17 protein-coding genes and 1 other annotated feature are annotated in these 21793 nt (G+C 49.9%); of the genes, 2 read left to right on the top strand and 15 right to left on the bottom strand.

Going from position 1 to position 21793, the window contains the following annotated elements; translation table 11 throughout:
• Positions 1 to 96: 96 nt before the first annotated feature.
• The 12 genes from IV40_RS08375 to IV40_RS08320 all read right to left on the bottom strand — a co-directional run bounded on the left by IV40_RS08375 (position 97) and on the right by IV40_RS08320 (position 14040).
• On the bottom strand, positions 97 to 1044 hold the full coding sequence (locus IV40_RS08375; RefSeq protein ID WP_162258852.1) for a Ppx/GppA family phosphatase: 948 nt from the start codon (positions 1042 to 1044) through the stop codon (positions 97 to 99).
• Entirely contained in the window at positions 1041 to 3224 is a 2184-nt protein-coding gene (locus tag IV40_RS08370) for an RNA degradosome polyphosphate kinase (RefSeq protein WP_057770549.1), read from the bottom strand. The genes IV40_RS08375 and IV40_RS08370 overlap by 4 nt, the downstream gene beginning before the upstream one ends.
• On the bottom strand, positions 3221 to 4753 hold the full coding sequence (locus tag IV40_RS08365) for a Ppx/GppA phosphatase family protein (RefSeq protein ID WP_057770547.1): 1533 nt from the start codon (positions 4751 to 4753) through the stop codon (positions 3221 to 3223). The genes IV40_RS08370 and IV40_RS08365 overlap by 4 nt, the downstream gene beginning before the upstream one ends.
• Before the next feature lie 81 nt (positions 4754 to 4834).
• On the bottom strand, positions 4835 to 5608 hold the full coding sequence (locus tag IV40_RS08360) for an ABC transporter permease (RefSeq protein WP_057770545.1): 774 nt from the start codon (positions 5606 to 5608) through the stop codon (positions 4835 to 4837).
• Positions 5605 to 6510 (bottom strand): ABC transporter ATP-binding protein, encoded by a 906-nt coding sequence (locus IV40_RS08355; RefSeq protein ID WP_057770543.1) that lies wholly within the window; start codon positions 6508 to 6510, stop codon positions 5605 to 5607. The genes IV40_RS08360 and IV40_RS08355 overlap by 4 nt, the downstream gene beginning before the upstream one ends.
• Positions 6511 to 6706: 196 nt before the next feature.
• Positions 6707 to 7549, bottom strand: a complete 843-nt coding sequence (locus IV40_RS08350) for a TPM domain-containing protein (protein WP_057770541.1) — start codon at positions 7547 to 7549, stop codon at positions 6707 to 6709.
• A gap of 5 nt (positions 7550 to 7554) precedes the next feature.
• Positions 7555 to 8154: a LemA family protein gene (locus tag IV40_RS08345; RefSeq protein ID WP_057770539.1), complete on the bottom strand. Its 600-nt coding sequence runs from the start codon at positions 8152 to 8154 to the stop codon at positions 7555 to 7557.
• Positions 8155 to 8214: 60 nt separating this feature from the next.
• On the bottom strand, positions 8215 to 8829 hold the full coding sequence (locus IV40_RS08340; protein ID WP_057770536.1) for a pyroglutamyl-peptidase I family protein: 615 nt from the start codon (positions 8827 to 8829) through the stop codon (positions 8215 to 8217).
• A 21-nt stretch (positions 8830 to 8850) separates the two neighbouring features.
• On the bottom strand, positions 8851 to 9879 hold the full coding sequence (gene trpS / locus IV40_RS08335; protein ID WP_057770534.1) for a tryptophan--tRNA ligase: 1029 nt from the start codon (positions 9877 to 9879) through the stop codon (positions 8851 to 8853).
• A 45-nt stretch (positions 9880 to 9924) separates the two neighbouring features.
• Positions 9925 to 10135: a binding site (T-box leader), on the bottom strand.
• 44 nt (positions 10136 to 10179) lie between these two features.
• Positions 10180 to 11520, bottom strand: a complete 1341-nt coding sequence (locus IV40_RS08330) for a dihydrolipoyl dehydrogenase family protein (RefSeq protein ID WP_156404263.1) — start codon at positions 11518 to 11520, stop codon at positions 10180 to 10182.
• Positions 11521 to 11534: 14 nt separating this feature from the next.
• A complete protein-coding gene (locus IV40_RS08325) occupies positions 11535 to 12509 on the bottom strand; it encodes an ABC transporter ATP-binding protein (RefSeq protein ID WP_057770530.1) in 975 nt (324 codons plus the stop codon).
• Between the two features lies 1 nt (position 12510).
• Positions 12511 to 14040 (bottom strand): ABC transporter permease/substrate-binding protein, encoded by a 1530-nt coding sequence (locus IV40_RS08320; protein WP_057770528.1) that lies wholly within the window; start codon positions 14038 to 14040, stop codon positions 12511 to 12513.
• A 213-nt stretch (positions 14041 to 14253) separates the two neighbouring features.
• Between IV40_RS08320 and helD the strand changes: the two genes are divergently transcribed.
• A complete protein-coding gene (gene helD, locus IV40_RS08315; protein WP_057770526.1) occupies positions 14254 to 16539 on the top strand; it encodes an RNA polymerase recycling motor HelD in 2286 nt (761 codons plus the stop codon).
• A 94-nt stretch (positions 16540 to 16633) separates the two neighbouring features.
• On the opposite strand, the gene IV40_RS08310 is transcribed toward helD, so the two are convergent.
• From IV40_RS08310 to IV40_RS08300, 3 genes are all read right to left on the bottom strand, one after another.
• Entirely contained in the window at positions 16634 to 17311 is a 678-nt protein-coding gene (locus IV40_RS08310) for a CPBP family intramembrane glutamic endopeptidase (RefSeq protein WP_057770524.1), read from the bottom strand.
• Positions 17312 to 17396: 85 nt separating this feature from the next.
• Entirely contained in the window at positions 17397 to 18692 is a 1296-nt protein-coding gene (locus IV40_RS08305; RefSeq protein ID WP_057770522.1) for a sensor histidine kinase, read from the bottom strand.
• 2 nt (positions 18693 to 18694) lie between these two features.
• Entirely contained in the window at positions 18695 to 19390 is a 696-nt protein-coding gene (locus IV40_RS08300; protein WP_057770520.1) for a response regulator transcription factor, read from the bottom strand.
• A 75-nt stretch (positions 19391 to 19465) separates the two neighbouring features.
• Between IV40_RS08300 and IV40_RS08295 the strand changes: the two genes are divergently transcribed.
• Positions 19466 to 21781 carry an ArnT family glycosyltransferase gene (locus IV40_RS08295; RefSeq protein ID WP_057770518.1) on the top strand — a complete coding sequence of 772 codons (2316 nt, stop codon included), beginning with the start codon at positions 19466 to 19468 and terminating at the stop codon, positions 21779 to 21781.
• The last annotated feature ends 12 nt before the right edge of the window (positions 21782 to 21793 follow it).

The following is a 21793-nucleotide window of genomic DNA, read 5'->3' as shown; positions in this document are numbered from 1 at the left end:
ATCTTGCCAGCATGAGCTGCTCGTTTGACAAGCAATGCCGAGATGGCGGCAATCAGGTACAAAAAAGTCCGCAAAATAGCGGACTTTTTTAATAGCCTATTTAATTTTTCCTTCCTCACGCAGCTGCTTGAGTTCTTCGAAGAGGATGCCTTCGCCGAGTCCGTTTTGTGAGAAAACGGTCCGGTCGGAATCAAGGTAGCTGATGATGGTAACAATGGGAATCAGACCACCGACGATAATATCAGCCCGGTCTTTTGACAGACCCGGAATCTTTTTACGGCCGTCCAGATTTTGCGAAACGACTTCGCCGAAGACGTTGTTGACTTCATCGTTGCGCATCCGGTAGCCATGGATATCCTCAAAGTGCTGGAAATGTTCCTTGCGCCGCTGGATTTTGGCCAAGGTCCGATTACTGCCGCCTAACGCTACAATCGGCAGATTCATCGCCTTGCGGAGCCACCAGATGCCGTTGTAGAGCTGGGTCATGCCAGTGGTCATGTTGAACAGTTCACGGGCTGAAATCTGGTCAGGATTGAGGTACTTTTCGGTCAAATTGACCGACCCCATCGGAATGCTGATCAAATTATTGGCCTTACGATTCTGAACCAGGATTAGTTCGGTGCTGGCGCCGCCGGTATCCATGATTAGGCAGTTCATCAGCGGCAAAGTTTCTGTGACGCCTAAATAATCGTAATAAGCTTCCTGGGTACCTGGAATGACTTCGAGTTCGATTCCGATTTCATCACGGACCCGTTTCAGGAATTTCTTTTTATTTTTAGCATTGCGCACGGCGGCCGTTGCGACGGCACGGAGTTTCACATTGCTGAGCTTGCTGTAATCGGTTTTGAACCCCTTTAAGGCTTCGATGGTCCGATCCATTGCTGCCGGCTGCAAAGTATTGTCATGGAGCTGCATGTCTTCGGAGAGCCGGACGAACTCACGGTAACGTCCGACTTCCTTGTAAGCACCGTCGTCATCAATCTGGTTGATGGTGAGTCGGGCTGAATTAGAGCCTAAGTTAATGACCGCAAAATTTTCCATTATTTCTGATCGCCACTTTCATCTAGAGAATCGTCGGGTTTCATCAGCGGAATGAAACGATGTTCGTTTTCGAACGTGGTTTTAGCCGTTTCATCCGTTGGTGTAATCAGGTAATCGGCAATTTCTTTGGCATGGTCGGCTTGATACTCCTGTGCATCGAGCTTGACCAGACCCCGCCGATCGACACGGTCCCAACTGCCATCCGGCTGAAGGACTCGTGTTTTGACATTATCCGACCATAGTAAAGTATACAACCGCATTACTTGATGTTGAATATCTGGTTGCAAGATCGGGAATAATAATTCAACCCGGCGGCTGATATTGCGCGTCATCAAATCGGCACTGGACAAGTAGGTTTCCTCTTCCCCATCGGCCCAGAAGTAGTAAATACGGCTGTGTTCCAAGAAGCGGCCGACGATCGAGTGGACCGTAATGGTGTCGCTGATGCCGGGAATGCCGACCTTCAAATTGCAGATACCCCGCACGAGCAGGTGAATTTCGACGCCAGCGTGACTAGCCTCATAGAGTTTCGAAATCATGCCTGCATCCGACAACGAGTTCATCTTCATTTGGATAAACCCACGTTTGCCGTCCTTGACATTCTGAATTTCGGCATCAATCTTGTCATAAATAAACTGTCGCAAGGCAATCGGTGCAATGACCAGTTTATGGAAGTACGGCGGTTCGGAGAAACCAGACAGCATATTGAAAATGTTGGAGGCATCAATCCCCATTTCGACATTGGCGGTAAAGAGACCCATATCCGTGTAGCCTTTAGCCGTTTTATCGTTGTAATTCCCAGTCGACATGTGCATGTAACGCTTGATGCCGTCTTCTTCCCGCCGGACAATCAGCGTCAATTTACAGTGCGTCTTCAAACCAACTAAGCCATAAATGACGTGGCAGCCGGCTTTTTCGAGTTCTTGGGCCCAATGCACATTATTCTTTTCATCGAAACGAGCCTTGAGTTCGACTAGTACCGTTACCTGCTTGCCGTTGTCAGCTGCCTTCTTCAGATAAGTAATAATTGGGGATTGCGACGATACACGGTACAGCGTCATCTTAATGGCGAGCACTTGCGGATCTTCGGCCCCTTCACGGACAAAATCGACGACGGGATCGAACGAGTCATACGGCAGGTTCAAGAATAAGTCCCGTTGTGAAATCAGGTCAAAGAGGTTGTTGTCTTTGAAAAGTTCAGGTTCGTAGGGAGTGAACGGCGGATAAAGCAGGTCCTTGTGCCCCGTGACCTGCTTCACCAGTTTGCTCAAGAAAGTCAGGTCTAAAGGACCTTTAACGGCATAAACATCGGCCTCAGTCAGGTGCAGGTGCTTGATCAGCGTCTTACGCAAGTATTTGCTCATACTGCTTTCGTAGTCGAGTTTCAGGGCCTTGCCCCGTTCCCGTTTCTTCAGCTGCCGTTGGATTTCCTTCATCAAATCGGACGCATCTTCTTCGGCAACGTCCATGTCCATATCCCGCATCACTCGGAAAGTGGCTGTTTCCTTGATTTCTGAACCGATAAACAGTTCATTCACAAAGTACTTGATGATATCTTCAAGCAGAATGAATTCGTTGTTGGCGCTTGGCAATTTGATGACACGGGGGAACATGCCGGGTACTGGCACAGCAGCGAAGGATTTCTCCTTATTCTTCTTCTTCGTTTCATCCGGCCGAATCAGCTGGATAGCGATGTTGAGCGAATCATTAGCAAAAAATGGAAACGGGCGGGAGACATCGAACGCCATCGGAGTCAGCACCGGCGCCAATTCATTGTGGAAGAAGTCGTCAATATAAGCCAGCTGCGGCGTTGATAATTCATCCGGCTTCAAGATACGGATGCCATAGTCGGCCAATTTCGGCAGCAGCGACCGATTCAGCGTCGTATATTGTTTATCCGTCTGCAGATGAATCTTTTCGCTGAGCCCTTCCAATTGCTGTTTCGGCGTCATGCCGGATGCATCCGGCTTTTCGTAGCCGACTGATTCCATCTTTTTCAGCGAAGCGACTCGAACGTTGAAGAATTCATCGAGGTTGCTCTGGGTAATTCCTAAGAATTTGACCCGTTCGAGCAGCGGGTTGTCCCGATCACGCGCTTCCTCCAAAACACGGTCATTAAAATCGACCCAGCTTAACTCACGGTTCCAGAAATATTTCGGATCTGAATAATTCGGTTCTGTCATAAGCGACCCTTCCCTTTCAAAATTGGTTGTAACCCATAAACTTCCTCAAAGAACTTGCCTTTTCGCTGGAAGGTCCATTTCTCCAACTCGAAATTTTCCTTCGCAGTTGCCGTCACAATAACCTGCGGGTCCCGCACAGAGACGGAAATCTTGGTGATTTTCTGCTGGCGGCTCGCATCGAGCGCATCGGCCAGCCGTAAAATTGCGGTTAATTTAGCAATCGTCATCCGTTTGTCAATCGGCAATTGATCGAACCGATCCAGTTCAGCCGACGGCGTATCTGTACTGTGGTAACGGGCAATGGCCGCCACCATCAGCTGGGCAGTCGATGACAGTCCGACAATCTTCGAAGCCCGGATGATGTAGTCGGAATGGAAATAATGGTTGTGATTGTCGACATACGAACCGACATCGTTGACTAAGGCCGCAATGTGCAGCAGCAGCCGTTCCTTCTTGCCGAGCCCATGAATCTTCTTAAGCCGGTCAAACAGCGTCAGCGCAAATTTAACAGTACTGTCACGGTGCTTGGGGTCGACATGGTAGCGATTCGACAGATTGACCGCCGAACGAATCGTTTCCGCATCGGAATCCCAGCTGCCAATCTTCTTGCCATTTTGAACGGCGGCATTGACAGCGACCCCATCGATCAGCTTCAGCTGGGACAAATAAACCGTCTTGACTTTGAGCAGTTCCAGCAATTCATTCAGCATCACAACGGTGGGCAAGACCTGCGGCACTTTATCGGCACTGACGTGGTAATGTTCAATCAGATATTGATCGCTGGCATGCAGAATTTCTTCGTACAATCCCTTGACTCGTGTGCCAGTAACTTTAGTCGCCATCTTTTTATTTGGAATCGCATTTTCAAAAATCGAAATACTCGAACCCATCAAAATAATATTGTCGAATTTCAGGCTGTCCGGCAGCATCCGTTTAAATTCATTGATTTGACTATCGATATAATCCCGTAAAATTTCGATATAATTTGGCGCTAAGCGTTTGACATCCTGCATCACTTCTTCGATGCGCAGCGGACCGATTTTAAGGTTGCGGGAAAAGATGAATTGTCCGCCAGTATACGCCGTTAACTCAACGTTCCCTGAGCTGACATCCAACAATAATGTTCCATCCTTAACAATCTCGTTGAATTTTGGCAAATAAACAGCGGCCGCCTGGTTGCGATACAACGCTTCCTGGCTGGGATTGATCCATTCAATCTCCAGTCCCGTCCGAACATAAATCTGGTTGCGGACGTATTCGGCATTCGCCGCCTCATGGAATGCATTGGTGGCAACGACCCGGTCCGGCTTGAGCCCATAATCCTTCAGCAAACGCTGGCATGCCGTCAACGCTTCAATTACCGTATCGACCGTTTCGATCTGGATCTCATGGCGGGCAAACACGTCATCGCCGATGCTGACCTCATATTCAACTCGTTCCAATTCTTGTAACGTCTTCAAATTGATGATGCTGCAATAGACACTCTGCGCCCCAATTACGATCACACCATAATCCACTTTTTTGGCCATCGATTACCCTTCTTTTTAACTGAATTCAGTTCCGCATTTCTCCACTTCTATGATAGCACGTTGCCCTTCATTTAGGCAGTTCTAAGGAATATCACGGTGCCCGAAAATCCAATTGGCACCGGCATAAAATAACACGATATACACGACCAATCCCAAGAACATCTGGTTATAATTCAACCCAAGTGCAGCGGTAATGGCTGAAACGTGATTCTTCGTCCCCAGCAGGTTGGTCAAGTTCGTCATGTTCAAGGGATTCCACTTCAGCCACTCATACTGACGAATCATTGCACTTAGCAGACTCCCAATCAGCGAACTGACAAAATAACCGCTTAAACTGATAACAATCGCCAAACTGCGAGAACGCATCCCAGCAGCAAATAGCAAGGTCAGCGTCGCAAAAAACAAGGCCACGAAGGCGGTGCTGATCATGTATTGACCAAACTGATAAGTCCGATCCCAACTGGCAATCGGAAAAAAGCCGATCAGCAGCCAGTTAAAGAGGTAGCTGCTGGCCCACAGGACGGTAAAATGTGCCCAGACGCTGGTCAGCAGGACGAGCAGTTTGGCAAAGAGGATTTGGGTGTGTCCATGCGGCCGCACCAGCAGAAAGCGAATCGTGCCCCGATCGAACTCACTCGTCAGCAGAGTCGCCGCTGTAATGATGATGAAAATAACGGCCAGCGTTGTCCCCAAAATAACATCGTTCAGCCAGTTATTGCTCAGCGTCAAGGCTGGAAACGCTGCATGGTTCAGCGCCGTCATCAGCCCGACGGCGAGAAAATCAACCATCAGCATCCCCCACTGGGTGCGGCGCTGGTAGAGTTTGATCAGTTCGTTGCAATAGAGGGCCTTCATGCTTCACCCACTAACTGCAAATAAGCATCCTCCAGCGACACTTCTTGTTTGGCGAGCGTCAGTAGGCCGATTCCGGCGTCCCCTAAGGCTTTCGTTACTTCCGGCCGGATATCAGTCGTCATCGGAATTTCAAAGTGCTGTTTGGTCTGGGTAAAGTCGAGCTGCAAGTGCCGTAACACGAGCGCCGTTTGGGCCGGATTATCAGTTTCAAGAATCAATTTAGCATTCTGACGGGCCTGCAAAGCAGCCAAGGTCCCAGCGTAAACGACTTCACCTTGTTTCAAAACGACCAGATCGTCGGCTAATTTTTCGATGTCGCTCAAAATATGGCTTGAGATTAAAATACTGACTTGTTGCGCCGCCAGCTCCTGCATCAAAACCCGAAAATCGTGGTCGCCGGCCGGATCGAGTCCATTCATCGGCTCATCGAGCAGCAGCACCGCCGGCCGGGCCAAAATAGCTTGGGCAATGCCCAGACGCTGCCGCATTCCTAAGGAGTACGTTTTGACCTTGCGCTGGATTGCAGCGGTCAGTTTTACCTTTGCCACCACCGCATCGATTCGTTCTTTTGAAACTGGCGGCCGGCTGGCACGGGCGTATTGCTGCAGATTTTGGTAGCCGGTCATATAATCATAAAATTGGGGCGTTTCGATAATCGTCCCTATGTGTGCCAACGCCTCCGTCAGATGCTGATCTATATTCTGACCCAATACCGTTACCGTGCCGCCCGATTTGGCAATCAGTCCAACCATCAGCCGAATCGTCGTTGTTTTGCCGGCTCCGTTCGGTCCTAACAGACCCAAAATGTGACCGGGCTGCATTTTAAAATTGACCTGTTTTAAAATTTGTTTTCGACCGATTCGTTTCGACAAATCGGTCACCTGCACACTCACAGCTTTCATGTAATCACTCCCTGATTTAAGTGTAAAGAAAAGGAAGTTGCGACACAAGTCGGTTTACCGTTGAGAATGCACAAATTCCAAAGTTGGATTTGCATTCTGAACGCACTTTGAAATAGTAGATTTGTGGCGCTGATGAGAATTCAAAAAAGAGACCATGACTAATGTCAGGTCCCTTCGTTTGAATTTATTTTAATAGTTAAATGCTGGCACCGCCGCCGCCGGAACTGCCGCCGCCACCGGACCAGCCGCCAAATCCGCCTGAGCTGCCGGAACCACCCGACCAGCCGCCACCAGAACCAAATCCGCCGCCGCCCATAAAAAGCCACCATGGAATACGACGCCGGCCGCCACGACCGTTGCCTGAGCCGCCTGAACCGCCGCCGAAGAAAAAGACGACGATGAAGACAATCACCACAATCGTGATGATTTTATCAAGCAGCGAGCCGCCGCTTGCTGACGTCTGTTTCTGGGTAATCTGCTGATAATCAGACTGCGAAATCCGCTGACCATCATCCTGATAACCATAATGCTTATCAATAATGGTCGTGACAGCGTTGAAGGTCTTGCGCAAGCCTTCATCTTCTTTGGTCGTGCTGCTCGACTTCAGCAAATTCTGATTCAGCGCCAGGATTTTGCCGGCCGTTGCATCCGGAATAACGTCTTCGAGGCCGTAACCGACCTCGATGCGGACATTCCGCTGACCATTGTTGACGGCATACAGAATCAAAATCCCGTTATCGGAACTTTTCTGACCGATGCCCCATTTCTGGAAGAGATCGGGAGCGTAACTGTCGACCGTATCGCCATGCGTCGATTTGACGACGGCGACCACGACCTGCGGCTTCTGTTTTGTCGTCGCATACTGTTCATTTTTGGTGCTGATGCGTTGTTTGGTCGTTTCCGACAAGATACCAGCTTGATCATAGAAATTGGTCGTTGGCCGGGCTGGCAGACTTTCCGCCTGCACCGGCCCCGTTCCGATGAAAAACAGGAAGAGCCCGACCAGACTTAGGGCCATTAGCCGCAGCGCACGTCGCATCTTGATCACTTCCCACTAGTTGAAGACGAATCAGTGGTCAGATCGACTTGCGGTGCTTCCTGAGCCTTCGTATCGGCCTTGAAGTACGGCTTTTTACCTAAGCCCATCATATTTGCAAAGATATTTTTAGGGAACGTCACAACGGATTGATTGTATTTTTCAACCGCCGTGTTGTAACGTTTCCGTTCGACTGAAATGCGATTTTCACTGCCTTCCAGCTGGGTCATCAAGGTCTGAACATTTTCATTTGACTTCAAATCGGGATATTTCTCGTTGATGACATTGATCAGCGTCCCAACCGATTGATCCAATTCATTGTTGGCCTTGTTCTTAGCCGTGCCGCTCGAAGCAGTGTTGTAGCTCTTGCGGGCATCGGCAATCTGACCGAACACCTTTTGCTCCTGCTGCATGCTGCCTTTAACGGAGTTGACCAAGTTCGGCACCAAATCATACCGCCGCTGCATCACATTTTGAACTTGCGAAGCAGCCGCATCAACCTGCTGCGATTCTTTGGCCAGACTATTGTAGGTACTGATTCCCCAACCACCCAATAAGAGGATGACTAGCAGGACGATCAGCCACGGATGAAAATTTCTTTTTTGCATCGTTTTGTCCTCCTTATAATCTTCTTATTGTACCATGCCGCCCTAACTGAACATCAGTCTTTAGGCGGAATATTGCTGGGCTTCGATCGCTACAGCCAGCGCCGTTTGCAGACCCCTGACGCTGTCGCCGACACTCATCGATGGCAAATGGTCGGCAACGGCTTGTTCCGGCAGCAACGGCACCTGAAGCAGACCGTTCCAGCAGGACAAATTCTGCTGGACGATCAGTTCTTGAGTGCGGTACATCAGATGATTGCCTAAAAACGGTTCAGCCGTCGTCATAATCCGGCTTGGCAAGTGTTCGCCCCGTAACCCGGTCAGCAATTCACGCACCGGCAGCTGGCTCCAAAAAGCAGCTGGTCCATCGACAGTAATCGGGGCATCGGTCGTTCGCTGTCCGGCATTGTCGGGCCGCCGGCTGTCATTCAAATTGACGGCCATCCGAATCAGATTGAGCGTCGTCGTCGGAGCTGCCATCACATTGAGCACCAATGTCGGCGGTGCGGCGGCAATCTGATCCGCCAGTACCGCTACACAGGCATTGAACGCCGCTGGCACCTTGAGTTTGCTGATGTGCTCGCCCATAATTTTATCCGGCAGGCGTTTGACCGCCTCCCAGCTGGCCGACAGCTTGTGTGGCTGCAGCGGTTCAAACCCAGTGACTAAAACCGTCATCCTGGCACCTCCATTTGCAATTTAGAATTCTTTGAAATAGTTGATGCCGATCGCATCCCGCACTTCATCAAGTGTTTGATTTGCGACCACATTAGCCCGTTCGCTGCCTTCTTTGAGAATCTGGTAAACGGCGGGAATGTCTTGTTCGTAAACCTTGCGGCGGTCACGAATCGGCTTCAATTCAGCTTGCAAAACATCATTCAAGTACCGTTTAATTTTAACATCACCGAGTCCGCCCACCTGATATTGTGCCTTCAATTCGGCGACTTTATCTTTATCGGGGTCGAACACATCGAGATAAGTGAAGACCGTATTGCCTTCGATTTGGCCTGGATCGGACACATGAATATGGTTCGGATCGGTATACATCGACATCACTTTCTTCGTGATCTCGTCGGGTTCGTCGGAAAGATAGATGGCATTGCCGAGCGACTTGCTCATCTTGGCATTGCCGTCAAGTCCCGGCAGACGGCCTTCCCCTTTAGGCGGAAACACGCCCTTAGGTTCGACTAAGACATCCTTCTTGTAAATGTGGTTGAAACTACGGACAATTTCACGTGCTTGTTCCAGCATCGGTTCCTGGTCATCGCCGACTGGCACCGTATCCGCCTTGAACGCCGTAATATCGGCGGTTTGGCTGACTGGATAAATCAAAAATCCGGCTGGGATGCTCTGGTCGAAATGCTTCTGCTGAATTTCAGCTTTGACCGTTGGATTGCGTTCCAATCGGGAAACGGTGACTAAATTCAAATAGTGCATTGTCAGCTCGTTCAAAGCCGGAATCTGCGATTGAACTAAAATTGTCGACTTCTGCGGATCGATGCCGACCGCCAAATAATCCAGCGCCACTTGGGTCAAACTGTGACGGATTTTTTCAGGATCACGAGCGTTATCCGTCAAAGCCTGCATATCGGCAATCATCACGTAAGTTTCGTAGTCGCCGGAATTCTGCATCGCCACACGAGTCCGTAATGAACCGATATAATGTCCGATATGAAGCCGTCCAGTGGGGCGATCGCCTGTTAAAATCACATGTTTCTTGTCTGCCATTGTTATTTCCTCCTTAAAATGAAAAAAGCCGTCCTATTGTCTGCACAATAGGACGGCTTTTCCGTGGTACCACCTAAATTACACGTCTTGAAACGTGTCACTTCTGGATAAGGGCCAGTTCCCAAACAAGCTACTTTTGGTTCACTCGTTTCTGTTAAAAGGCCCATTCGTTTTCCCCATCCGGCGACGCTCGCACCACCCGCCGCTCGCTCAACAGACTTTTTGGAAAACTACTCTTCCTTTTCGTTACTGAGATTTGAATACCCTCATCTTAAGGGAGGAAACTGTTTCTGTCAAACCTTAGTAAAAATAACTCAGGTCGCTTTCGACGGTCGGATACGTCATAATCCGCTTTGAAATCTGAGCAGCAGGCGTCTTCTGGTCAATCATAACCACAAAATCATTGATCAGCCGATCGGCGCTCTCCGACAAGACAACGGCGCCGACCAGCAGTCCCGTCTGCTGATCCGTAATCGTGCTGACTTGGGCATACGGCTCCCGAATCCGCATATACGTGAACCAGCTGGTCACATCCTGAGTCGTAACCTGGTAATGGGCGGGATTTTGCTGCGCTGTCTCCAAGCTGACCCCAGCCATCGCCAGTTTCGGACTAGCATAGACAATCGTCGGAATGGTCGGATAGGCAATGGTAGCAGTCGTTTGACCGGTCAGTAATTGACCAAGATAGCCGCCCTCAAAGCTGGCAACCGGCGTCAGTTTCGGCTGCGACTTTGAAACAACGTCACCGACTGCATAGACCCGTGAATTGCTCGATTGGAGGTGATCGTTGACCACAACCCCATGCCGGTCCGTCGTGACGCCGGCGTTTCCAAGTTGTAACGCCGTTACGTTCGGCGTTCTGCCGGTAGCATCGATGACCAGATCGGTCGTCGCCTGATATCCATTCGTCCCCTGCAGATGATACCCATCAGCTTCAGAAGTAATCGTCTCAATTTCGACATTATAGTCGAACTGAATCTGTTTCTGTTGGGTCAGCAATTCGGCCAGTTTCTGCGTATAAGTCTGTGGAAACTGCCGCAATAAGCGGTCGTTATGCTGAACGATATGCACCTGTGCGCCCGCCGTTGCCGCAATATTAGCCAGTTCAATCGCAATGTAGCCGGCCCCAATGAACGTGATCCGTTTCGGTAATGTCTTCAAATCGAGAAAGTCGTTGCTGGTCTTCAGGTATTGCTGCCCCTTCATTGGCAGTAGCGCCGGCTGCTGGCCAGTGGCGATCACAAACTGATCGGCCGTATAGTCCGTCGTTCCGACCGTGAGTGTCCGTTCATCCTGAAATTGGGCTGTGCCAGCTGCAGTGTCGATTCCGGTGGCTTTCAAACCGGCCAAAGTGTTGTTCGGCACTTTGTCAGTGTATGTGTTTTTGAACGCCATCAAAGCAGGCCAATCGACTTGCGGCAAGCCGGTCAAGCCATGCTGCTGCATCTGCTGAGTCAAATCTTGAGCCGCAACGGATGTATAGAGCATCTTCTTCGGATCGCAGCCCCGATTCGGACAAGTGCCGCCCCACAAATCATTTTCCACTACTAAAACAGTTTGCCCAGCGGCTTTTAAAGGATACGCCGCTGCCAATCCGGCGGGTCCGCCGCCGATTACGATCGTGTCATAATGTGTCATCACAAACAGCTTCCTTCCTATTTAGCATGGTGCGTCTGATCACTCAAATAGCGAATCACATCTTGCCGAGTCAGATGGCCGACAAGTGCACCGGCCCGTTTAATGGCGATGTGGTCGGTATCAGCCAGCTGCGGCAGTACCTCCCGCACCAGTGTTTCGGTATCAACGCCGGTTTCTGACTGGTTTTCATCAGGATGCGCCGGCTGCCAGTAATTTTCAAGTGCGCCGACTGGCTCGTCCAATAACGCATTCTGGCTCTTGCTGGTGGCAAAGAACGATTCAACGAAATCGTTGACGGGATGTTCAGCAATCGCAGCAGGCGTATCGACCTGCAGCAACCGGCCGTAACGCATAATCGCAATGCGATCGCCGAGTTTAAGGGCCTCATTCATGTCATGAGTCACAAAGACGATTGTCGTCTTAAACTTTTTGTGCATTCGTAATAATAAATCCTGCAGCTGGGTCCGTGAAATGGGGTCGAGCGCACTGAACGGCTCATCCATCAGGATTACCTCCGGCTGGGTTGCCAGCGCCCGCAGGATTCCGACTCGCTGCTGTTCACCGCCGGACAATTCCGACGGCATCCGATCCCGATATTTATCCGGCGGCAGCTCGACTTGTTCGAGCAGATCGTCGACGGTGGCGGCAATCTTAGCCTTATCCCAGTGCTTCAGCTCTGGAATCAGGGCAATGTTCTGGCCGACCGTCATATTCGGAAATAAGGCAATCTGCTGGAGAACGTAACCGATATTCCAGCGCAAATCACGAACATTGTAATCCGACAACGGTTTGCCGGCAAAGTCGATTGTGCCGCTCGTCGGCTGGATCAGTTCGTTGATCATTTTCAAAGTCGTCGTTTTGCCGCTGCCGGATGTTCCGACCAGCACAAACAATTCGTTCTGGCCGATTGTTAAGGATAAATCGTTAACGGCCGGCGCTGCATCGGCATACTGCTTATTGACATGTTTAAACGCAATCATCGGTGTCGTCATGCTATTCCCCCCTTAACAAATGATGAGCTCGCAAATACTGCCGGGCCACACTTGCGGCCGATTTTTTCTCAACGTTGACTTCATAATTCATCTTGCGCATCTCAGCGTCCGAAATCTGGCCTTTCAGCTTGTTCAGGCTTTTAACGACCTGCGGATACTTGCGGGCCGTTTCCGCCCGCATCAGCGGCGCACCTTGATAATACGGGAACAGATGCTTGTCGTCCTTCAAAGCGACCAAATGGTACTGTTCGATCTGCGAATCGGTCGAATAACCATCGACAATGTTGACACTGCCCCGATTGAGCGCTTCATACCGCAGCGACGGGTCCATCGACTGCGTCTTGAATTTCAGCCCGTACTTCGACTCTAATCCTTTATAGCCATCCTGACGATCGAGAAATTCGAGGTCGAAGCCAGCATCCAGTTTCGACTCGACCTTCTTTAAATCGGAAATATCCTTGATGCCATACCGTTTGGCAAACGATTGCTTAACGACGACCGCATAGGTGTTATCGTACTGCATCGGCGCTTGATAACTGAGGTCGGCCTGCTGCCTTAACAAAGTTTTCGATAATTGATATGTCTGACTGGCGGTGGCTGGCACAGTCTGCCCTTTTGGCAACTTGACAAGACTTTCAAGCACTGTACCGGTGAATTCCGGATAAACGTCGATTTGTTTGCTTTCCAAGGCATTATAGAGAAAACTCGTCTGGCCGAAATTTGACTTCAGCACGACTTTCGTCTGCGGACTGTCCTGCTTGATTAAATCTTTGTACATGTTAATCAAAATGTCGGGTTCGGACCCCAATTTTCCGGCAATGGTGATGGTCGGACGGGCATTTTCATAGGCTTGATAACCAGTGTAGCCCAAGCCGCCGACAATAATCAGCACTAAAACGGCCACTGAATAACGCAGTTTAACATGCTGCAAAACACCAATCAGCCAGCTGAAGACAATCGCCAGCAGCGCCGATGAAATGGCACCAATCAGTGTCAGCGCTGTATTGTTACGATTGATGCCCAGCAGGATAAAGGTCCCTAACCCGCCGGCCCCAATCAAAGCCGCCAGTGTTGCTGTCCCGATGATCAGCACCAAGGCATTGCGGATTCCGGCAATAATCGACGGCAGCGCTAATGGCAGCTCGACCCGAAATAATTTCTGCCAGCGGGACATCCCAAAAGCATCCGCTGCTTCTTCCAGCGATGGATCGATATCAGTAATGCCTAAATAAGTATTTTGAAAAATCGGCAGCAGCGCATAAATGACCAGTGCGATCGTTGCCGGCAGATTGCCGATCCCCACAATCGGAATCAGCAGTCCCAATAATGCCAGTGAAGGGATGGTTTGGAGCACACCGGCAATCTGCAGAAAGAAGCCGGCCAGTTTGTGATGGTTGGTGACCGCGATTGCTAGCGGAATTGCAATCAGCATGGCAATCACAAGTGATAAGAGTGAAATTTGAATATGTTGGAGCAGTGCTTGGCCCAAATCGGTCCGCCGTTCCATGAATGTTTGGATTAAATCTGCCACAATCCTGCCTCCGTCTTTCTAAAAGTAAGTATTTCTATTGTAACATTCTTATTGTTACTTTTAAAGTAACGGTTTCGGCCATTTTCAAGATCTGCTATTTTTATTGTAGCTGTTTCAACCCGTGACGACCTCTAAAACGCAATCAAACTAGCTTTACTTCCTCCTTAAAAAGTCATAGAATGATAGGAAAACTTTTTCTAAAGGAGCCGGGCAATGACGGAAAAAAATGAACGACAAAAGGAACAGCAGCGAGTCGATCATGTGGTCGCTCAAATCAAAAAGCGCCAAGTCGATCTCAACGATCAGCTGGCCAAGGCCCACCATGAAACCCGTGCCATCGAACAGAATTACGGCGATAACACCCGTGTCAACACGACTGAAGTCGATGATCGCATGGAAACCAATGCCGCTGTCCAGCAGCAGAAGCAGATGGTCGCCAATTCTGTCGAAAATGAAACGATTTTAAAAACTCAAACACAACGTTTAGACGAACTCGAAAACTCGCCCTACTTCGGACGAGTCGATATCAAAGAAGACGGCGAACAGGAGACCCTCTACATTGGGACTTCCACGTTCATTGACGATGAGAACCATTTTTTGATTTATGACTGGCGGGCGCCAATCTCAAGTATTTATTACAATGGGACGCTGGGCCAAGTCAGTTACGACACGCCCACCGGTCCAACCACCGTCGCTCTCGAAAAGAAGCGCCAATTTTTAATTCAGCATGGTCAAATCGAAAATATGTTTGATACTAACGAAACTGTCGGTGATGAGATTCTCCAGCAGATTCTGGGCGGCGAAAGCAGCGAATACATGCAGAATATCGTGGCCACCATTCAAAAGGAACAAAATGACATCATTCGGGATACGTCGGCCGATGTGCTGATTGTTCAAGGAGCGGCCGGCAGCGGCAAAACGTCGGCGATTCTGCAGCGGATCGCCTACCTGCTCTACCACAGCCGCAGCCACCTCAATGCCGAACAGATGATTCTCTTTTCACCCAATCGGCTGTTCAGTAATTATATTTCAGAAGTGCTGCCGAGCTTGGGTGAGAAAAACATGCGGCAGGTCACCCTTGATGAATTCTTCCGCCAGCGTTTCTCCGGTCTCAAAGTCGAGAGCCGCTTCGAACGTTTCGAACGGGATCAGCGCCATTTTCCGAAAACGGCCCGGTTGATTCGGCGTTCTAAAGAAAGTGTCGCCTTCATGGAGGCTGTCCGTAGTTACGCCAAAAGTACCGCCCTGCGGAAACCGGCCTTCAGCAGTATTTATTTCGAAGGCGCTGTTTTCTTCAGCAAGGATGAAATCACGGCTATTTATCAAGGCCTGCCAGAACGAATGCTGCCGGCTGACAAGTTCATCCAGACGAAGAATACTTTGATTCGGCGCCTGAAACAAATCATTCGGGAACAGACCGATGACGATGATGTGCAGGATGAAGTCGATTTGCTCAGCAGTGAAGACTATGAACGCCTGCTCAACGGCCATGAATTCGAATCGGCGGCCCATGAACGCCACTATCTGGGCCGCAAACTGCTTTACGAACGGTATGAGCCGATTTATGCGGCCATTTATAATGATTATTTCTTCGACCTCTATCAAGAATACGACCATTTTCTAGCGACTCAGTCCGTTGCGGGCGTTTCCCAGCAGGCTTGGGATGCCATGCGGTCCGGTTTTCGGGATTTAATCAATAAACACCGCCTTGACCTCGACGATGCAGCGCCATTACTGTACCTGCGGGATGTTTTGACTGGCGGCGGTCAGAACCATGCAATCCAATTCTTATTCATCGATGAAATGCAGGATTATTCGCTGGCGCAGCTTCATTATGTCCACCATGCCTTTCCAAAGGCTAAATTGACACTGCTCGGCGACCGTCAGCAGGACGTTTTCGGCGCCCACGACGCTCAGACTGATTTTATGGCCGCTATTGCTTCTGTCTTTCCGCATAAACGGGTGCGGCTAATCAACCTCAACAAGAGTTATCGGTCGACCCAAGAGATTACCGATTTTGCGAAGGCATTACTGCCGGATGGCGATGCAATTCAGTCGTTTACCCGACCGGGTGCCAAACCAGTCGTACTCGACTGTCCAAACGACGATAAAATTGTCTTGACCGAACTGACTAGGACCGTTTATCAGGCCCTTGACCAGCATCACACTGTCGCCATTCTGACCAAAACGCAAGCAGCCGCAGAACAATTATTTGCCCGTCTGACGCTCGATACACCGATTCACCTGCTGTCGGCCGCCAATCGTTCCATTCCGGAAGGCGTCATCATCCTGCCAATCTACCTAGCTAAGGGGCTGGAATTCGATACGGTCATTGGTTATGATATTTCGGCCGGCACTTACGGAACGCAAGATGCCGATTTGCTGTATACGCTGGCGACACGAGCAATGCATCTCCTGACGCTGATTGCGATTGGCACACCGAGCCCGTTGCTGACGGACCTGCCGGCGGATTTAGATACCTTAAAAGTCATTGAATAGAAAAAAGGCTGTGACAGATGTCACAGCCTTTTTTAAACAGAACGTATTCCAAACGTTTCCTGTTTCCAGTGCAACCTTTTCAAACCAACTCCTGTTATAAAAATGTGGAGAGAAAATTATTCAGGAAATGCAAACCAATATCGTAACGGATATCCCGTGTGTGCAGATACGTATACGCCAAAACACAGCCGAATAACATGTACACCAGCAGATTCATCGTAAAGGCCTGTTCATGGGCCCAGCCGAATAAGAATCCGCTCATGAGGACACCGACAATATTGTTGAACCGTGTCGGTTTGGTAAAGAGATAATTGAAGAAAAAGCCCCGAAACAGCAATTCTTCGACTGGCGGTGCCACCAAAATGACCATAATATCGCTCGAAATCGGATTGGCAACAATCGTCTGATTCACACTCGTCTGATTTGAGGCTACCGGCAATTGATGCCGAATCGTCAGCCAGATATTAACGGCCTGAATGATTCCTAAACAGACGACCATGGCCACCATAAACCAGAACCGCTGCTTGGTCAGCCGCTGACGGCCGAAACCACGAGGATTGTTTTTATCAAGTTCGGTTTGATAACGCCATAGGAGAAAGCCGACCACAAAGAGGGCGACCAAAATGTAAATGACGAAATTGCTGAGCCGTGCGAATTGATTCTGCTGGAGCGTGCCGCCCCAGAAAAATTGAACGACCATATAGAGCAGGAAGAAACAAATCCATTTAATCACATCGAGTCCGTACCGTTTGATGCCGTTTAAAATTCTCATTGCTTTTCCTCCCTTCCTGACGGATTGATTATCTCTATTCTACCGGATTTACCAGAAAAAGGCCGTAAAAACATTCACGGTCTTTTTATTTGAGCTTTTTCGGAAAAATCAGCTGAAAACTGACCCCATGCGGTTCGACATTCTTAACCGTGATTCGGCCGTGATGCTGCTCCATGATCCACTTAGCAATCGATAAGCCCAAACCGGTGCCGCCGGTGTTTTCATTGCGAGCCTGGTCGACTCGATAAAACCGTTCGAATAAGTGTTTCTGGTCCTCTTTGGAAATACTGCGGCCGGTATTTTCAACAATCAGCAGCCAGTGCGGTCCTTGCGGAGCTTCCGTCCGCACCCGGATTTTCTCACCAGCCTGCGTATATTTCAAACTATTGTCGAGCAGGATGACCAATAATTGCTGCAGCAGTTTGGGATCGACCGTCACCGTTTGCAGATTATTGGTCTGCAGGCGGAACTTTTTCTGCTGCCCGACTGCCATCTCACGATAAGGTTCGCAGACGCCCTTCAGAAATTGTGGCAGTTCAATCGACTGCGGCTGCAATTCCACTGTGTGCGCATCCGAACGCGCCAGTGTCAATAAATCCTGCGTCAGCTGATATAACCGCTCGCTTTCGTTGAGCGTCTGGGCAATCGCCTCGCTCTGGTCAATAATCTGATCGTGCGGCTTGGTCAATAACGTCTCTAACTTATTCTGAATGATTGTTAACGGTGTCTTCAATTCATGAGCCGCATCGGCCACAAAGTCCTGCTGTTTCTGGGAGGCTTTCATGATTGGCCGGATAAAGTAGAGCGAGAACAAGTAGCTGATGCCGATCGACAGCAGCCAGAACAGCACCAGTACAACAATCATAATCTGCTTGAACTGGGTAATCGCCGCCATTTGGACATTCAGGTTTTCGATTAGGAGGACATAATGGCCGGCCGCCTGCGGATCGCCCGATTTCTGCGGCACCTTGATGTACAGCGTCCGGAATTTATCGTTGCCGACGGTATGCATCGTCAGTTCATTCAGCTCGCTCATCGGAATATGCAGTTTTTTCAGCACCGAATAACGGTTGCCGAGTGTGCCTTTATTCAAAATCCGGCCATTGGCGCCATAAATAATCATCTGCGCCTGAAAAGGCTGATTCATAATCTGGCGGGCATTTTGTTTCGACGGTGTCCGCTTTTTTTTCGGCGGTGTCCGTTTCTTGGGGTTGACCAGGATTTCCTGCTGCATCTTCAGGTTGTGATCGACATCTTTAAACAAGCCGTCTTGGAAGAAATGAAAAATCAGCAGGCCCAAAATAACGAATAGGATTGCAAAGGTCACAAATTCAATCCAGAAAAACTGCCATTGCAGTTTGCGATTGTGCGCTTGATCCATCTTCAGACCTCCAGCATGTAGCCGACGTTACGCACCGTCTTGATGACATCATGGTCCATGACCTGTTTCAAACTCTTGCGGACGTTGCTGATGTAAACCTCAATCACATTCAGATTTGTCTGCGAATCAAAGCCCCATAAATGGTTGAAAATCTGTTCCTTCGTTAGAATTGTATTCTGATTTTCAATGAGATAGCTGAGCAAGTCGAACTCCTTGCCGGGAAAATTGACCGCTTGTCCGTTGACAGTAATTGTGTGAGTTGCCAGATCGATTTCAATCGGCCCAGCCGCCAATTTCTGATCATCATGATAAGCATGGTTCCGTTGCAGCAACGCCTTCAAACGTGCAATAAATTCTTCGCGATGAAACGGCTTGGTCAGATAATCATCGGCTCCCAAGTCGAAACCATGCAGTTTGTCCTGCAGGGTATCTTTGGCCGTTAAAATCAAAACGGGCGTCTCAATCTTGCTGGCCCGCAGATTTTTCAAGAGATCAAACCCATTGATCTCCGGCAGCATCAGATCGAGCACAATCGCATCATACGCATCCTGCTTGGCGTACAATTCGCCCGTCAGGCCGTCCAAAGCTGTCGTGACGTCGGCAAAATCGGTCGTGAAACCCTTGAGATTGTCCAATAAAGCTTCGTTATCTTCAATAATAAGTACTTTCGGTTTCAGAATGACCGCCTCTTTCTTCACAAAATATTCACAATTTTTTAAGCTGGCTTTAGGTTGGCATCCTTAAAGTGAGACTCATAAAAGGATGTGAAGCAAATGAAAAGCAAACGAAAAGTCGATTGGTACCTTGTCGTGATTCTGCTTCCCGCTGCGTTTTTATATGGGTGGGGCATTTGGAATGCCGGCTCCGCTAACAGCTATTATACCGCTGCAGTGACAAGCATGGTCAAGAGCTGGAAGAACTTTTGGTACGGCGCCTTCGATCCAGCTGGTTTTATTACCGTCGATAAGCCGCCGGTTGCCCTCTGGTTCATGGCAATCAGTGCCAAAATTTTCGGTGTCCATGGATGGAGCGTTGTGCTCCCATCGGTTCTCTTCGGAATCGGTTCCGTTGCATTAATGTACAAAATGATTAAACCGTATTTCGGTGTCTGGCCTGCACGTTTGGCCGCTTTGACCCTGACTTTGAGTCCGATGGTCGTCGCCGATTCACGGACCAACAACATGGATGCTGCCCTCGTCTTCTTTCTGATGTGGGCCGGCTATATCTTGCAGCAGGCAGTCGTCAAGAAATCAAGCTGGCGGGTCATCGTCAGTTTCGGATTGATTGGGATCGCCTTCAACATCAAGATGCTGCAGGCGTTTATGCTCCTGCCCGCCATGTATTTCTTCTACTGGCTGGCCGTCAAGAAACCTTGGCAGCGGAAAACGGGCCTGCTGCTGGTAGCGACTGCTGTACTGGCAATCTTCACCTTAGCATGGCCGGTCGCTGTCGATGCGACTCCGGCTAGTCAACGGCCCTATATCGGAAGTTCGCAGAAGAATTCTGTTTTGGAACTCGCTTTTGGCTATAACGGGGCTGAACGCCTTCTTGGTCAATCGACGGGAACGGGCGGCGCCTTTCCAGGCATGAACACTTCGAAAAGTAAAAAGAGTGCCGCCCCGACCGGTACAAAAAAGCCGTCCGGTACCAAAGCACCGACTGGCAAGAAACCGGCGAACCTGAAGGGTATCCCTGAAGGCGGCATGGGCGGTGCACCGACTGGCAGTAAAACCGGTGCTGGCGGCCCTGGCGGTTCGAAAGGCGGCACCGGTGGCGGCGGTATAGGCGGCAACAATATCTTCAATATTGGGACAGCCGGACCGCTGCGACTCTTCCAGTCTGCTTTAGGCCCGCAGATCAGCTGGCTGCTGCCATTTGCCCTAATCGGCATGTTCGGTGCCTATTGGGCCTATCGGAAACGTAAAAATAAGTGGTATCAGACGACGACCCAGCAGAATCAGATTTGGTATTGGGTCGGCTGGCTGATTCCAGTCGCTGGTTTCTTCAGCGTCGCTTCTTTCTACCATCCGTACTATACAATTATGCTGGCACCGCCGATCGCTGCTTTGTTCGGAATCAGCTTGCCTGTCTTGTGGCGGCAATTTAAACACGGCACCTGGAAACAGTGGACCACTTATTTATTGCCACTTGCCTTTGTCATAACGATGTGCCTGCAGGCTTACTATGTCGGCACCTATTATTTCTGGGCCAGCATGGCACTCTTAGTCATCGCCTTTGTCCTGATGGTACTCATCTTTGCCTTTAAGAAACGGCCCAAAACGACGTGGCTGGCTGGCGCAACGACCTTCTTCCTCTTATTGACACCTGGATTGTGGTCCTTGACACCAACATTAGCCGAAGAATCGGCAGCCGTTCCGACAACCGGTCCCGATCTGCTGTCTCAAGGCGGCGCATCCAGCGGCAACCTCGGCGGCAGCGTTGATCAGTCCTTGCTCAAATATTTGAACAAGCATGAATCGAAATCAACCAAGTACTTGTTTGCCACAACCGATGCCAACTCGGCTTCAGCCTACATCATCAAAACTGGTCGGGCCGTGATGGCAATCGGTGGTTATAACGGGACTGACCCCGCTATTACCTTGAAGCAATTCAAGCAGCTGGTAGCCAAAGGCGAAATCAAGTACTTCTACGTCAGTTCGCAAAACTCCAACTCAGCGATTGTGAAATGGGTCAAGAAGAACGGCAGCAAAATTTCCGCCGTCAGCTCCAGTTCATCATCCACACAGCCCGGCGGTTCCAGCCAAGGCATGACCGAAATGACCGGCGAACAGCCAAACAGCAGTACTAGCGCCAACGGTCAGCCGACTCCGCCAAGCGGGACTGCTGGTCAAACCGGCGAACAGCCTGGGGGTACTCAGCCAGGCGGTCAAGCGCCGACCGGGACTGGGGCTGGCGAAGCACCAGCACAGCCAAGCGGCACTAAAAAGAAGCCTGCAAACGGCAAGACGACTAAGAAGCCATCGAAACAGCCGGCCAAACCATCTGGCAGCAAATCTGCCGGTGGCGGCATGGGCGGCGGTATGGGTGGTACCTTGTATAAACTGTCCGTTGCCGCAGCTAAGCAATAAAAGGAGGTTTTC

The sequence above is a fragment of the Lactobacillus selangorensis genome (assembly GCF_001437205.1).
GTDB lineage: Bacteria > Bacillota > Bacilli > Lactobacillales > Lactobacillaceae > Paralactobacillus > Paralactobacillus selangorensis.
Note: the sequence above shows the minus strand (reverse complement) of the source record. Positions and strands in the feature narration are given on the sequence as shown.